The sequence below is a fragment of the Candidatus Poriferisodalis sp. genome (genome assembly GCF_965214215.1).
GTDB lineage: Bacteria > Actinomycetota > Acidimicrobiia > Acidimicrobiales > Poriferisodalaceae > Poriferisodalis.
In genome coordinates this window covers 1257816-1271401 of record NZ_CBDCBD010000003.1, presented here as the reverse complement: position 1 = coordinate 1271401, position 13586 = coordinate 1257816, and the positions used below count along the sequence as shown (strand labels likewise).

Genomic DNA, 13586 nt, shown 5'->3' with positions numbered 1-13586 from the left:
ATAGGCGAAGCCGTGGCCCGAGCGGCCCGTGAGCGACAGCGAACAAGAGCGGGAAACGACTGGTGCGACAACGGAAGGGTTCACCTATTGGCGCTTCCTCTGAACGATCTGCCGACTCGACGTCGCTCAGAGCGCGACCTGGCCGCGCGCCTCGGTCTTGATGTACTCGACGACCGACTCCCCGCCGAGCTCGGGCCCCGACGTATGGAGGTGGCATCGCACCTGGCCGCCGTGATGGGCGGGGCTGGGTGCGGGCATCTCCTCACGGCAGATGTCCAGGGCGACGGGGCACCGGTTCTCGAACGGGCAGCCCGGCGGCATTCGCGCCGGCGACGGCGGCTCAGCGTCGTTGTTGAACGACTGCCGTAGCTCGCGGCGACTGGCTTGCATGATCGGGTTGGGCATCGGGATCGACGCGACCAGCATCTCGGAGTACGGGTGCGTCGGCCCTTCGTAGATGGCGTCAGCATCGCCCTGCTCGACGAGGTAGCCGAGGTACATGACGCCGACGTCGTCGCTCACATGCTTCACGACTTCGAGATCGTGGCCGATGAAGAGGAATGCCACGCCCGTTTCGGCCTGGACCCGCTGGAGCACATTGATCACCTGCGATTGGATCGACACATCGAGGGCCGACGTGGCCTCGTCAGCGATGATCAACTCGGGTTCGACGGCGAGGGCGCGCGCAATCGACACCCGCTGCCGCTGACCACCCGACATCTCATAGGGGTACCGATCGAGGAACTCGGTCGACATGCCGACTTCGTCGAGCAGGTTGATGATCCGCTGCTCGCGTTCGGGGCCGGACTTGATCCCGAAGTGACGGGTGATGCCGTCGCCGATGATCCTGCGGGTCTGGTGGACCTGGTTGAGCGACGAGAAGGGATCCTGAAGGACGGCCTGAACCTTCTTACGGAAAGCCAGCTCTTTCGGGCGGGGCACGTTGGTGACGTCGTCGCCGTCGAGACGGATCGTGCCGGCGTGCACATCGACGAGCTGCAGGATCGCGCGGGCGACCGTCGACTTGCCGGAGCCCGACTCGCCGACGAGCCCGAAGGTCTTGCCCGGCTCAATCGAGAAGCTGATGCCGTTGACCGCCTTGACCGGCGGCGGCGTCTCGCGAAACAGCTTGGCGCGCGAGGCGAAGTGAACGTGGAGGTCGTCGACGTCGAAGAACGCGGACCCGCTCACGCCTGCACCTCCTCTGCGGGCACGAGTTGGAACTCGCCGTGCCGGATGCAGCGCACGAGGTCGCCGCCGATGGTCTCAAGCGTGGGCATGTCGTTGGTGCAGGCGTCGGTAACAAAATCGCAGCGGGGAGCGAAGCGGCAGCCCTGCGGCCACGCGGTCGCCGACGGCACCATGCCGCGGATCACCGGAAGCTCGCCGTGGCCATCGTGGCTCTGTGGCATCGTGTCGAGCAGGGCACGGCTGTAGGGGTGCTTGGGGCGGTAGAAGACATCGTCGGCCGACGCCGTCTCGACGACCTGCCCGCCGTACATCACGAGCACGCGATCGGCGGCTTCGGCGATCACGCCGAGGTCGTGGGTGATGAGAATGATCGCCATCTTGTGCCGCTCCTGCACCTCAGCCATCAGGTCGAGGATCTGGCCCTGCACAGTGACGTCGAGCGCAGTCGACGGCTCGTCGGCGATGAGCAGCTTCGGCTCGCATGCCAGCGCCATGGCGATGCCCACCCGCTGCGCCATACCTCCGGAGAACTCGTGGGGGTACTGGTCGAGGCGACGGACCGGGTCGGGCACTCGAACCTCAGCGAGAAGTTCGCCCGCCCGTTGGAGCGCAGCCTTCTTGTTGAGGTTCGAGTGGATCATCAACGGCTCGGCGATCTGTCGACCGACCTTGATCGCCGGGTTCAGGACCGCGATCGGCTCTTGGAAGATGACGCCGACGTCCTTGCCCCGGATGGCTTGCCACTCCGACTCGGTGAGGTTCGTGACATCACGGCCGCCGAACTGAACGCTGCCGCGCGTCATTCGTCCGGGCGCGGGCGTGAGACCGAGGGCCGAGAGCATGGTCATGCTCTTGCCCGAACCGGATTCGCCGACCACGCCGAGCGTCTCGCCGGCGCGCACTTCGAGCGACACTCCTTGGAGGATCTGGCTCACCTGTCCGCTCTGACCGGGGAACTCGACGTCCATGTCACGGACCGACAACACAACATCGGGACCGGTGGCGTGCGGTGTTGTTGCTGCGGTGACCGCTGTGCGCTTCGTGATCGAGAGAGCGTTGTTGCTCGAGTCGCGACCGATTGCGTCGCGGATCGCATCACCCAGCAGGTTGAACGACAGCACCGTCAAGATCAATGCCATCCCAGGCGGAACGACCTGCCAGACGCCTTCCACCCGGAACAGCTCACGGGAGCGGTTCAACATGACGCCCCAGTCGGGGTCGTCGAGACTCGCGCCGATCCCGAGGAAGCTCAGCGTGGCGCCGATCAAGATGATGGCGCCCGAGATGATGGCCGCCTGAACGATGAGCGATGACAACAGGTTCGGCGCGATGTAGCGGGCGAGAATCGTCGGAGTCGACAACCCCGTTATCCGGGCCGAGTCGACGTAGAGCTCTTCCTTCTCCTGCAGCGTCACCGCCCGGGTGAGTCGGGTGAAGCGGGTCGACATCGCGATGCCGACACCGATCATCGCGTTGTCGAGCGACGGCGTGAGGATGATGATCACCGCCATCGCGAGCAGGATGATCGGCAACGAGAACAAGACGTCGTTGACCCACATGATCGCCCGGTCGATTCGCCCGCCTCGCCAACCCGAGAAAAGTCCGAGCGGGACGCCGACCACGACGGCAATCGTCATCGCGATCAGGATGGAGCGGAAGGCGTAGCCGGCGCCGAAGATCACCCGGCTGTACCAATCGCGACCGAGCTGATCGGTGCCCAGCCAGTGATCGCGGCTCGGACCCTCGAACAGCCGCTGGAGGGTGACGTCCTGCTGGAGCGGATCTTGCGTGGCGAGCAGTTCGGGCCAGACCCACGCGATGAGAAGGATTACGAACCAGATCATCGAGAAGATCCCGAGCGGGTTCTTGAACATCCGGCCCCAGAAGCGCCGTCGCGGAGATTGAGCGGCCGACGGGGCTGCAGTCACTTCGCGAGCCTCACCTTCGGGTTCAAGAAGCCGTAGCTGATGTCGACCAGGAGGTTCACAACGGCCACAACGAGGCCGACGATCAGCATCCCGCCCTGGAGCACCGTGACGTTGCGGTTGAGGATCGCTGTCACCAGCAATTCGCCCATGCCGCGGATGCCGAACACGATCTCGACCGCGGTCGTCAGCCCGATCGCGGCAGCCGCCCGGAAGCCGAACACGGTGATGGTCGGAACCATCGCGTTCGGGAGGGCATGCCGACGGATCAATGGCGCGCGACCGACCCCGCGGGCCCGCGCCGCGAGCACGTAGCGGGACTGAAGTGCGTTGGCCATCGAGCTCCGCAGCTGGCGCTGAACGATGGCGATGGTCGGCATGCCGAGGGCGGTGGCGGGCAGGAGGATCGACGTGAACCACCCAGTGACCGACTCGCTGAGAGGCGTGTACCCGATGGGGTCGAGCCAGCCGAGTTCAATCGCGATCCCCCACGACAGCATCATGCCGATGATGAAGCCGGGCGCCGCGATGACGCTGGCGGCAACGACCGACAGCGAGCGATCAAGCAGTCCGCCCGGGCGGATCGCCGCCACGATTCCCATCACCATCCCAATGGTGATGCCGATGACCAAGCTGAACCCGACGATGCTGACCGAGGCCCAGATGCGTTCACCGATGAGACCGGCGACGGAGGCGTTCTTGTCGAGCAACGACGCCCCGAGATCGCCGCTTACGACGTCGCCCAGCCATTGAATGAAACGGACGGGAATCGGATCGTCCAGCCCCAGGTTCTCCTCGACGGCACTCACACACTCCGGCGTGGCACCCTCCCCACAAACCTGGATGGCGATCGAGCCGTTGGCCTCCATCGCGACCGCGATGAGGAAGGTCACCACCGCGATCGCGAACATGAGCGGGATTGTCGCCAGCAGCCGGAAGCCGATGTATTTCGCCATTCGCGAAGTCCCCCTCCGAACCGACGCTATCTAACGTGAACGACGAGGGTCCCGGGCCCGATCGGCCCGGGACCCTCTCAGTCGTTCAGCGCGCGGGCTGGATCAGCCCTTACGCACACCGTGCGGCCAGAACGAGACAGGGATGCCCTGAGTGTGCTGGAGACCGGTGATGTCCTCCTGATGACCGATCGTCGTGGTCAGTGCGTGGTTGATGATGAAGATGCACTCTTCGATCATGATCTTGAAGGCGGCAGCCACGTCGGCCTCTCCGTCTTCGAAGGTCTTGCTCTTCGCCGCCTCAACGAATTCGACCACGCCGTCGGGCGAGACGCCAGACGGGTTGAGGAAACCGGTACCAGTGCGGGCGATGAGCGACATCAGCGCGTTGGGCTCGTTGTAGGCCACGATCTGCACCGGGTGCTGGGCCCGGGCCAGACGGGCGAACATCTCACCGGCGCCTGGAGGGTCGAGGGCTTCGTTGTTCATGGTGATGCCGATCTCGGCGAGCGCACCAGCCCAGGCCGAGGCGGTGACGGGCCAGAAGCCAGCGGGCAGGTGACCGTTCGTGAACTCGAATCCTTCTTCGCCGCTGGCGTCCATCAGGCTCTGGGCGAGCTCGAGGTCGAAGTCGGGCGAGTCGAGGTCGTCGATGTAGGCATAGTCGGTCGGGCTGACCGCAAACTGCTTGATCGCGGACTCCGGGGCGTTGCCGCCGGCTTCCTGGATCCCGACTCGGTTGAGGGCGGCTGCCATGGCACAACGAACGTCCCTGTTCGCCAGCTGCGGGATCTGCTCTCCCAGCCAATCGGCAACGACGAAGCCGATGCGGACGGTGGTGTTCGCGCTGAAGGCGGGGACAAGCTCCTGCTCGTTGTTGTTGATCGTGGCGATGTCAAACTGACCGGCGATGAGACCGTCGAGGCGGGCCTGAGCGCTGAGACCGCCCTGGATGTTGGCCGTCTCGAAACCAACCAGCTGGGGCTGCCAGTAGTCGGGGAACGCGGCGAGATTGATATCGGTGTGATCCTCGGACTCGCTGTCGACCGCGTAGGGCCCGGTGCCCGACGGGTTGGCGATGGCGCTGCCGAGCGAGTTGGGCGACACCATGAAGCCCGAGTTGCGGATGAGGCCGCTGAGGACCAGCGCAGCACTCGGGGCGTTCAGGTTGTACTGCACCGTGTACTCGTCGACGGCCACGACGCTCTCGACGCTGGCCAGCTGACCCGCGACCGGCGGAAGAACCTCGGGCGGACCGGCGGTCTGGATGAACTCGACGTTCGCAATGACGGCGTCAGCGTTGAACGGGGTCCCGTCGTGGAAGGTCACGCCCTCGTGCAGGAAGAACGTGATCTGGTCGCCGGCTTCGGAGATCTCGAAGCACTTGGCCAGCCACGGCACGATGGCGCCCGTGACTCCGTCCTGGCGGACCAGACCCTCGTACACCCAGCCGTAGTAGGCGAAAGCTGCAGGCGCCTGGTTGTTGTGCGGGTTGAATCCACCAGTGAGGATGAATCCCATGCCGACGTCGGCGTGACCGCTCGGGGCGTAGTCGCCGACCTCGAGCTCGACCGCTGCGGCGCAATTGGCGGACTCGTCGATCTCGACATTGCCGACGTCTTCGGCTTCGGTCGCGTCGTGGTCGTCTTCTTCGGCCGCGTCGTCGGCATCGGCCGCGTCGTCGGCATCGGCCGCGTCGTCGGCATCGGCCGCGTCGTCGGCATCGGCATCGGCATCGGCACCGGCTTCGTCAGTCGCGGCGTCGGAGCCAACTGCATCGTCGTCATCGTCGCCGCCGCATGATGCGGCGACAAGCGAGATAGCGAGCAGCGCTGCGAGCAGCCGCATCCACTTCTTGGTCATGTCCCCTCCAAGGGTCCCCTCGTCAAACCACGCCGCACATTCGTAACGATCGTGATGGTTCAGGATAGTAGCCCGCCCCCGCGCCGAGATTGTCAACAATATTCTAGTCGAGGACTAGGAGTCGTCAGTCGAGGTGAGTTGTCAGTCGAGGTCGGAAAACACCGCCGCCCAATCGCGGGATCCGTCGGGCGGTGGCGGCAGCTCAGAGGTGCGGACGAATTCGTTGACCCGGCTGAGGAGGTCGTCGAGTCGGCCGCGCTCGTCTTCGTCGAGACACGAGAAGACGTGCTCGTACATCAGCGCCTCACGCCGGATCATGTCAGCAGCGAGTTCCTCGGCCAGAGGCGTCGCGGTGAGGAGGCTTCGGCGTCCATCGGCCGGATCGGGCGACACCTCGATGAGCCCCTTCTTGCGCAGCGCTGCGACGGCCCGGCTCACATTCATCACATGGATCGCTTCGTCCGCGGCCACATCGGCTCGGGCCTGGCCGGGCTTGAACACCACACTGCGTAGCACCCTCCACTCGGGGAGGCTGATGCCGAAGGGCTGCTCGGTGCGCTTGTAGAAGCTGGCCTGGATCCGGTTGCTGAAAGCGTGAATCCGACGCCCGAGCACACGCTCGAGCGTCTCGGGCAGGTTGCGGACGGCCCCGGCGTCGACCTCAGTCATGAGAGGCGACTGTACGCCGCTGCGGCAGAGGCCCGGACATGCGATCGAGGAACTCGACGAGGTCGGCCACGATTGGTTCGCGAAACCCCTGCACCATCATCATTGGATGACCGACACCCTCGAAGCGCCGGAACTCGAGTCCGGGTGTGTGCTCAAGCACGCCCGCCAGCTGCCCGTCGGTGAACGAGCCACCGAGCGCAGGATCGGCGCCGGCGACCCGAGTTGGAACTACGAACGCAGGGGCGCGGGGCGGTTCATCGGGGTAGCCCGCGATCGTTGCCTCGATCGCACCGACGTCGACGAGCGACAGTGATTCGGCGCGACCCCGAAGGCGCTCAGGCGTGAACGCCTCGCCGACCGTGACCCCTCCCGGGTACGGCTGGCTCGCGAGCCAGGCGACATAGTCGTCGACCGGCCGGCCCGCGGCCTGGTACTCGTGCAGCATCTCGGCGATCCGAACGAACACGCCAGTCGTCGTCGCTTGCGCACCCGGCCGTCGAACCAGCGTGCTGTCCATGATGTAGACCGCGTGCAGGAGCGGGTGGCCCTCCGAGGCGACGCCGGTGATCGCGCTGCCGCCGAGCGAATGGCCGACCGCGACCGCCGGTCGGCCGATGTGGTTGAGCGCCGCCGCGACGTCGGAGGCGTAGCCCGACTGCAGGTAGCGGTCGGCTCGGTCGGACGCGCCGTGGCCGCGGAGGTCGAGCCGCCAACACCGATACCGATCAGCGAGGTCGGCCACGACGTCGTCCCATATCTCGGCCGCGCTCCCGAGGCCATGGACGAACAGCACGTCGGGACCGGCACCCTCCTCGAAGAGGGCGAGCTTGAGGCCGTCGTTGTCGACCCGATGAGCGGCCGTCATCCGAACAGGCTCCCGCGCAGCGTTGGGCTCGCGTAGCCCTCGCGCACTCGGCCCTGGCGCTGCGGCTCGGGACCGAGATGGTCGACGATGGACTGGAAGTAGTCGGGCGGCAATGCCGTCACATCGAACCCCGCCGCTGGCCGCAATGCCGCGATGTTGGTCATTGGGGCGGATCGTAACATTCGTGATGAATGTGGTTTCTGGCTATGGTTTCGCCATGACGCCAGACCAGGAGGCGCAGCAGATTTTCGCGGAAGTCCGCCACGCCGCGAGCACGCTCTTCCGGGCGCTCGGGCTCGATTCGGGAGGACCGTCGTGAGTCGCCCGAACGTCCTTCTCATCATCACCGACCAACACCGCCCCGACCATCTCGGTTTCGGCGGCAACCCGATCGTGCAAACGCCCACGCTCGACGCGTTGGCCGCGCGCAGCATGCAGTTCACGAACGCGTTCGTGGCCAACCCGTTGTGCCAACCGAACCGGTGCTCGATGCTCACGATGCGCTACCCGTCGGTGCACGGCACCCGTCACAACGGCATCGCGCTCGACTGGGACGCGAACACGTTCGTTCGGCGCCTGCGGTCGAGCGGCTACCGAACTGGCCTCGTCGGCAAGGGACACTTCCAGAACTTCGAGCTGTTCCCCGAGATCGCTCGGCGGCAATTCGACTTCTCCCACGACGAGCAGGCCCGCCTCACCGGCCTACCTGGGACCAACGGGTGGGATCGCTACGAGTCGATCGCTGGTCACCTCGCCGAAGACATCGTGTTCCCCGACGACTACTACGGGTTCGACCATGTCGAGATCGTCTCGAACCATGGTGACCAGTGCACCGGCAACTACGTCGGATGGCTCCGTGAGAAGGGCCACGACTGGCATGACGTCGCCGGCCTCGACAACGCCGAGTGGACGCTTCCCGAATGGGACCAGGTCCGCAAGCCGTCGATGCCGCCCGAGCTCTACCCGACGACCTACGTCGCGGAACGGTCGGTCGACTGGATCGAGTCACGCGCCGGCGGCGACGAGCCGTGGTTCCTCCAGTGCTCGTTCCCCGACCCACACCACCCGTTCACGCCGCCCGGCGACTACGCCCACATGTACGACCCCGCCGACGTCGAGGTCCCGCGCACGTTCAACGACCCCCACACCCGTTCGGCCGCGCACATCCAGCGCATCGTCGGCGGCCGGGGCAACGTTACGAGTTCGCCAGACCTGCAGGCTCCCGACGAGCACCAACTCCGCCACGCCATGGCGTTCGAGTACGGCGCGATCACGATGATCGACGACGCTGTCGCCAACGTGCTCGGTGCGCTCGAACGCTCAGGGCAAGCCGACGACACGATCGTGATCTTCACGTCCGACCACGGCGACATGTTCGGCGACCACGGCCTGCTGCTCAAGATGTTCGTGCACTACGACGGCGTGCTGCGGGTGCCGTTCACGATCACCGGTCCGGGCATCGGTGCGGGCACCACAGACTCGCTGTGCAACACCCTGGACCTGGGCGAGACGGTCCTCGACCTGTGCGGTGTCGCCAGCTACTACGGCTCCCAGGGGCTGAACCTCACCCCGATCCTCGACGACCCGACCGTCGAGCTGCGCCACGAGCTGCTGATCGAGGAGGACCAGATCCGCGATGGGATCCGCGCCGGCGTGCAGCCGCGTATGCGCACGCTCCTCACAACCGAGGCCCGGATCACGCGCTACCAGAACCTCGGCTACCACGATCTGTACGACCTCGAGAACGATCCCGACGAACTCGAGAACCGGTGGGATGACCCGTCGAGCGCTGGTCTGCGGACCGAAATGGGCGAGCGACTGGCCGAGATGATGATCGCCTGCGCGAACCCCAGCTACCGGCCGAACTACATCGCCTGATGAAGAAGCAGGTCGTGATCGTCGGCGGCGGACCCGCCGGAGCGCTGCTCCTCCACATCCTCCACCGCGCCGGGATCGATGCAATCGTCCTCGAGCGGCAAACCCGCGAGTACGTCCTGGGGCGCATTCGGGCCGGTGTACTCGAATGGGGCACGGTCGAGCTGCTGCGTCGGCACGGACTCGGTGCCCGCATGGACGAGGTCGGCACCCCCAAGGACACCATCAACATCGCGTGGAAGGGCTCCGAGCTGTTGAGTGTCGACACGCACGAGCTCCTCGGCAAGCGGATGATGGTCTACGGCCAGACCATGATCCAAGAGGACCTGTACGCGGCCTCCGACGAGGCCGGGACCCACCTCGTGTTCGAGGCGGAGGACGTCGCGCTTCACGACATCGACACCGACTCGCCATGGCTCACTTACCAACACGACGGCACCGAGGTCCGGATCGACTGCGACTATGTCGCGGGCTGCGACGGCTTCCACGGCGCCAGCCGGCCGACCATCCCCGCATCGATCCGCCGAGAGATGATCAAGGAGTACCCATTCGGCTGGCTGGGCGTCATGGCCGAGACACCTCCCCTCCCGATGCTCATGTACGCCAACCACGAGCGCGGGTTCGCCCTCTGCTCCAGCCGCAACGCCAACCTCGCCCGGCTCTATGTGCAGTGCCCGCTCGACGACACGGTCGACGATTGGTCCGACGATCGGTTCTGGGACGAACTGTTCGCCCGCATCCCGCCCGAGCAGGCCGCCCAGATCACCCCGCAGCCCACGATCGAAAAGTCGATCGCCCCGCTGCGCAGCTTCGTGTCCGAACCGATGAGCCACGGCCGACTGTTCCTCGCCGGCGATGCCGCCCACATCGTGCCGCCCACCGGGGCCAAGGGGCTCAACCTCGCCGTGTCCGACGTCCACTATCTCTCGGAGTCACTGATCGCCGCGTTCAGCGGGAACCCGTCGGGGCTCGAGCGCTACTCCGAGATCGCTCTCCGCCGGGTGTGGGGCGCCGTCCGGTTCTCCTGGTGGCTCACCGGCCTCCTTCATCGATTCCCCGACCAGACCGACTTCGACCAGCGGGCCCAGGAGCAAGAGCTGCACTACATCACCGGCTCGGAGGCCGCCCAGCGGTCGCTGTCGGAGCAGTACGTCGGCCTGCCGTTCGAAGACGTCGTCACCGCTTGAGGGCGGCTCGGTCGCGTGCGGAACCAGCAGGGAAGGTCAGCACGACGGAGCCGCGGCGCTCAGCGACGACCGACGCGAGCCCACGCCGCAGCCGGCGTCTCGGCCTGTTGGCGCCGAAGAATCGCTTCCTTGCGTTCGAGCTTGACCGGTACCCCCTGGTTGTCGCCCGCGGGGAGCACGTCGGGCGGGTAGATCGCCACCTTCTGCTTGGAGGCGATGCGGCCGCCGTTCATGTCGAGTTCGCGGGCGTTGGTGCCCTTTTCGGGCTCGATGGTGCGGCCGTCCTTGAATTCGAGGTCCCACCACCACTTCTTGATCGGGTTGATCGAGCCGTTGCCGACCTTGTCGTCGAGGTTGGCGATGAACTTACGGGTGAAGGGCAGCTTGATCGCCGACCACAAGAACACCCGTTCCGCGAGCACGCCTTCGATGTTGAACGGGCACGTCTTCATGCAGCGCCCACACGCCGAGCCCTTCATGTTGCCGAGGCGGTACTTGGTGCACTTCTCGACGTCGGGCTTCCACATCTCGTACCCGTTGAACATGATCTTGTCGCCGAACTCGATCGCCCCGCACGGGCACTCGCGGGCGCACTTGGTGCATTTGTTGCAGAAGTCCTGGAGCCCGAAGTCGATCTTGCGATCGGGCGTCAACGGCATGTCGGTGGTGAGCACGACCGACTTGAACCGCGGTCCGACAAATGGGTTGAGCACCAGTTCGCCGATGCGGCTCAGTTCGCCCAGCCCCGCTTCGAGCACCAGCGGGATGTGCAGCACTTCGCTGTCGCGGTTGGTGTGGCTTCGAGAGCTGAAGCCGAGCGCTCGGAGATGTTCGGCCATGAGGCCGGCGATCTGCGCGCCGCGCATGTACGCGCGCATCGACTGGGCGCCACTCACCCAGTCGTCACCACTCGCGCCCTCCATGGTCTCGTAGCCCTGGTCGAGCAGGATCACAACGCCGTACTTGTGGCGTGGCGTGATCACTTCGCCTTTGCCGTTGTGCGAGTACCAGGCATACTCCGGCACCTCGCACACGCCGACCATGTCGCCGCCGAGGTGATGGGCGAAGGCCTTCAGCGCGTCGGCGTTGCGATCCGGATCGCTGGTGCCCGGCGCGCGCTCGGGGGCGACCTCGCCATCCTGATACGGCACCATCTCGCCGATCTGTTGGATGTAGGCCTGCGCCTGCGGCGTCTTGTACGAGAAAACCGCCAATTCCTTCTGGAACTTCGGCCCCATGTCGCCGTGACCCGCGCGCGGAAAGCCCCCGGCCCGCACCGGCACCCGCTCGATCTCTTCGGGGATCACCAACGTGGTCGCCTCCGGGACGCGCTTGATGCGCTCCATCGGGTAGCGGCCCATGTGCAGCGGACGGTGGTCGCCGTTGAGCCGGCCGAGGCCCGCCCGGGTGCCACCTCGACCGAGCAGCCATCCGAGCGAGTGGGTCGACCGCAAATTGGCGGCCAGGCCGCGGCGAGCGAGCGGCGCGTCGGGCGCGATCTCCATGTCGGTGGACACGACCGAGAGCGAGAATCCGGTCTTGATAAAGGGGGCGCGGAGTTCGCCACCGACCGCTTCGATAAGCCCGCACTGCAGCGCCACCTTGTCGATGTCGACGTCCGAGGTTGTCGGGGTGTGAGCGACCGCGTCGAAGCCGATGCGGCGGATGTAGCCGGCGATCAAGACGGCGAGCTCGGCGGCCCGCAAGTCGGCGTTGACCTGTCGGGTGCCATCGATCCAGTCGTCGCCGGGCTGATCGCGCCCGACGGTGCGGGAGTGGGCCACCAGAGTGACCACCGCAAATCCGTGGTCGCAGGTCTCGCCCGTCCAGGCGTCGGCGGTGAGCACGCCGCACCCCGCCATGTCGGCATCGAGGAAGTAGAGGCCGCCCTTCAAGTTGTCGGCTCGCTCCTGGGGGTCGTCCGGGATCGGGGCTCGCTCGGACACGTCGCCCGTGTGCTGTTGGTCGAAGAGGCCGAGGTAGAGCTCGTACGCATGGCTGGCGGACAGCGGCCCTTCCTGTCGGGCCTCGGCGGGACGAACGCCCGCGCCGCCGACCGGCGCGGCGGGGTCGGCAAGCCGCGGAAGTCGCTCGAGCGGGTACGGACCCATGCCGGTCGGACGCTTTTTATGTGAGAAAAGCTTCACTGGTCCCTTTGCATGACCCGTCGTCAGGGCCGACTTTAGTTGCTGACTAGGTTCGAACACTGGGTGTTGTGGATCGTGTCCCCCATAAGTGGCAAGGCGTCTGACATCCGCGCCACGATGTGGGGGACGCTGGCGCACTCGCCGAGGTGGCGTCGTTAGCGGTCCGGGGTGCTGCGGCCGCCTGTTCGATCAGGTCTTCCTCGACGGTCATGAAGCTTCGGCCAGGCCGTTCTCGTCGAACAAGGGCATGTCCTCGGGCTTGGGATCGAAGTAGTCGGGGTCGTTGTCGATGTCGAGGACTCGCCGGTACTCAAGTGCCGCCTCGATGTTCTCGTTCCATCGTTCCTCGGGGAACTCGTACATCATCTCGACGACCGTGCCGTCAGGGTCGCGGACATACAGGCTCTGGCTCATGCCGTGCTCCATACGGAACTGAATCGGGTAGCCAGTGTCGACCACGTGGCGAACCTGCTGCTTCCACGTCTCGAGGTCGGGATATGTCCACGCGAAGTGGTTCAGGCCGGGAGTCTGCAAGGGCCCGGTCGGGATCGGGAGCGAATCGGGGTCCTTGGCTGGACTCAGCGCGATGTCGTGGTGGGTGTGACCGTGGGACCGGTAGAAGCGCAGGAACCGCGGCTGCCCGGGGCCGCCTTGTGTCCCACAGTGCTCGAGGCGCATCACCCGGGTCCAGAAATCGTGCGACTTCTCCATGTCGCGGACGTTGAGCACCATGTGGTTCACACCGTTGGCACCGCCGTAGACGCCGCCGAGCGTGGCGACCTCGCTCGACCCGTCGTCCTGCCACTCGCGGAAGGTCTTGTCGAGGTTGCCGGCATCGTCGCCGGGAGAAGAGGATCCTTGAGCCATGAGGGTCAGGGTAGTCCTGGCAACACAGTCCTAGTCAAGGACTA

11 protein-coding genes are annotated in these 13586 nt (G+C 65.9%); 2 read left to right on the top strand and 9 right to left on the bottom strand.

Annotation, left to right across the window (positions count from 1 at the left end; all coding sequences use genetic code 11):
* Positions 1–126 precede the first annotated feature (126 nt).
* The 7 genes from ACOOF5_RS08145 to ACOOF5_RS08115 all read right to left on the bottom strand — a co-directional run bounded on the left by ACOOF5_RS08145 (position 127) and on the right by ACOOF5_RS08115 (position 7630).
* Positions 127–1191, bottom strand: a complete 1065-nt coding sequence (locus ACOOF5_RS08145) for an oligopeptide/dipeptide ABC transporter ATP-binding protein (protein ID WP_420438005.1) — start codon at positions 1189–1191, stop codon at positions 127–129.
* Positions 1188–3119, bottom strand: coding sequence for a dipeptide/oligopeptide/nickel ABC transporter permease/ATP-binding protein (locus ACOOF5_RS08140; RefSeq protein ID WP_420438004.1), 1932 nt, complete (start codon positions 3117–3119; stop codon positions 1188–1190). The genes ACOOF5_RS08145 and ACOOF5_RS08140 overlap by 4 nt, the downstream gene beginning before the upstream one ends.
* On the bottom strand, positions 3116–4072 hold the full coding sequence (locus ACOOF5_RS08135) for an ABC transporter permease (RefSeq protein WP_420438003.1): 957 nt from the start codon (positions 4070–4072) through the stop codon (positions 3116–3118). The genes ACOOF5_RS08140 and ACOOF5_RS08135 overlap by 4 nt, the downstream gene beginning before the upstream one ends.
* A 102-nt stretch (positions 4073–4174) precedes the next feature.
* Positions 4175–5932: an ABC transporter substrate-binding protein gene (locus ACOOF5_RS08130; protein ID WP_420438002.1), complete on the bottom strand. Its 1758-nt coding sequence runs from the start codon at positions 5930–5932 to the stop codon at positions 4175–4177.
* Between the two features lie 141 nt (positions 5933–6073).
* Complete coding sequence (locus tag ACOOF5_RS08125) at positions 6074–6601, bottom strand: MarR family winged helix-turn-helix transcriptional regulator (protein WP_420438001.1); 528 nt, start codon at positions 6599–6601, stop codon at positions 6074–6076.
* Positions 6594–7466 carry an alpha/beta fold hydrolase gene (locus ACOOF5_RS08120; protein ID WP_420438000.1) on the bottom strand — a complete coding sequence of 291 codons (873 nt, stop codon included), beginning with the start codon at positions 7464–7466 and terminating at the stop codon, positions 6594–6596. The genes ACOOF5_RS08125 and ACOOF5_RS08120 overlap by 8 nt, the downstream gene beginning before the upstream one ends.
* Positions 7463–7630 carry a hypothetical protein gene (locus ACOOF5_RS08115; RefSeq protein ID WP_420437999.1) on the bottom strand — a complete coding sequence of 56 codons (168 nt, stop codon included), beginning with the start codon at positions 7628–7630 and terminating at the stop codon, positions 7463–7465. Before ACOOF5_RS08115 ends, ACOOF5_RS08120 begins: the two co-directional genes overlap by 4 nt.
* A 151-nt stretch (positions 7631–7781) precedes the next feature.
* On the opposite strand from ACOOF5_RS08115, the gene ACOOF5_RS08110 reads away from it, so the two are divergent.
* Together ACOOF5_RS08110 and pobA are read left to right on the top strand one after the other, a co-directional pair.
* Positions 7782–9344 carry a sulfatase gene (locus tag ACOOF5_RS08110; protein ID WP_420437998.1) on the top strand — a complete coding sequence of 521 codons (1563 nt, stop codon included), beginning with the start codon at positions 7782–7784 and terminating at the stop codon, positions 9342–9344.
* Positions 9344–10528, top strand: coding sequence for a 4-hydroxybenzoate 3-monooxygenase (gene pobA / locus ACOOF5_RS08105; RefSeq protein ID WP_420437997.1), 1185 nt, complete (start codon positions 9344–9346; stop codon positions 10526–10528). The genes ACOOF5_RS08110 and pobA overlap by 1 nt, the downstream gene beginning before the upstream one ends.
* A gap of 59 nt (positions 10529–10587) precedes the next feature.
* On the opposite strand, the gene ACOOF5_RS08100 is transcribed toward pobA, so the two are convergent.
* Together ACOOF5_RS08100 and ACOOF5_RS08095 are read right to left on the bottom strand one after the other, a co-directional pair.
* Complete coding sequence (locus tag ACOOF5_RS08100) at positions 10588–12639, bottom strand: 4Fe-4S dicluster domain-containing protein (RefSeq protein WP_420437996.1); 2052 nt, start codon at positions 12637–12639, stop codon at positions 10588–10590.
* Positions 12640–12882: 243 nt separating this feature from the next.
* Positions 12883–13542: a VOC family protein gene (locus ACOOF5_RS08095; RefSeq protein ID WP_420437995.1), complete on the bottom strand. Its 660-nt coding sequence runs from the start codon at positions 13540–13542 to the stop codon at positions 12883–12885.
* Between the last annotated feature and the right edge of the window lie 44 nt (positions 13543–13586).

What these genes read in the sequence shown, in the direction of transcription:
- ACOOF5_RS08135 (WP_420438003.1), bottom strand. Translation starts at nt 4,072, where the DNA reads ATGGCGAAATACATCGGCTTCCGGCTGCTGGCGACAATCCCGCTCATG.
- ACOOF5_RS08130 (WP_420438002.1), bottom strand. Translation starts at nt 5,932, where the DNA reads ATGACCAAGAAGTGGATGCGGCTGCTCGCAGCGCTGCTCGCTATCTCG.
- ACOOF5_RS08125 (WP_420438001.1), bottom strand. Translation starts at nt 6,601, where the DNA reads ATGACTGAGGTCGACGCCGGGGCCGTCCGCAACCTGCCCGAGACGCTC.
- ACOOF5_RS08120 (WP_420438000.1), bottom strand. Translation starts at nt 7,466, where the DNA reads ATGACGGCCGCTCATCGGGTCGACAACGACGGCCTCAAGCTCGCCCTC.
- ACOOF5_RS08115 (WP_420437999.1), bottom strand. Translation starts at nt 7,630, where the DNA reads ATGACCAACATCGCGGCATTGCGGCCAGCGGCGGGGTTCGATGTGACG.
- pobA (WP_420437997.1), top strand. Translation starts at nt 9,344, where the DNA reads ATGAAGAAGCAGGTCGTGATCGTCGGCGGCGGACCCGCCGGAGCGCTG.
- ACOOF5_RS08100 (WP_420437996.1), bottom strand. Translation starts at nt 12,639, where the DNA reads ATGGGTCCGTACCCGCTCGAGCGACTTCCGCGGCTTGCCGACCCCGCC.
- ACOOF5_RS08095 (WP_420437995.1), bottom strand. Translation starts at nt 13,542, where the DNA reads ATGGCTCAAGGATCCTCTTCTCCCGGCGACGATGCCGGCAACCTCGAC.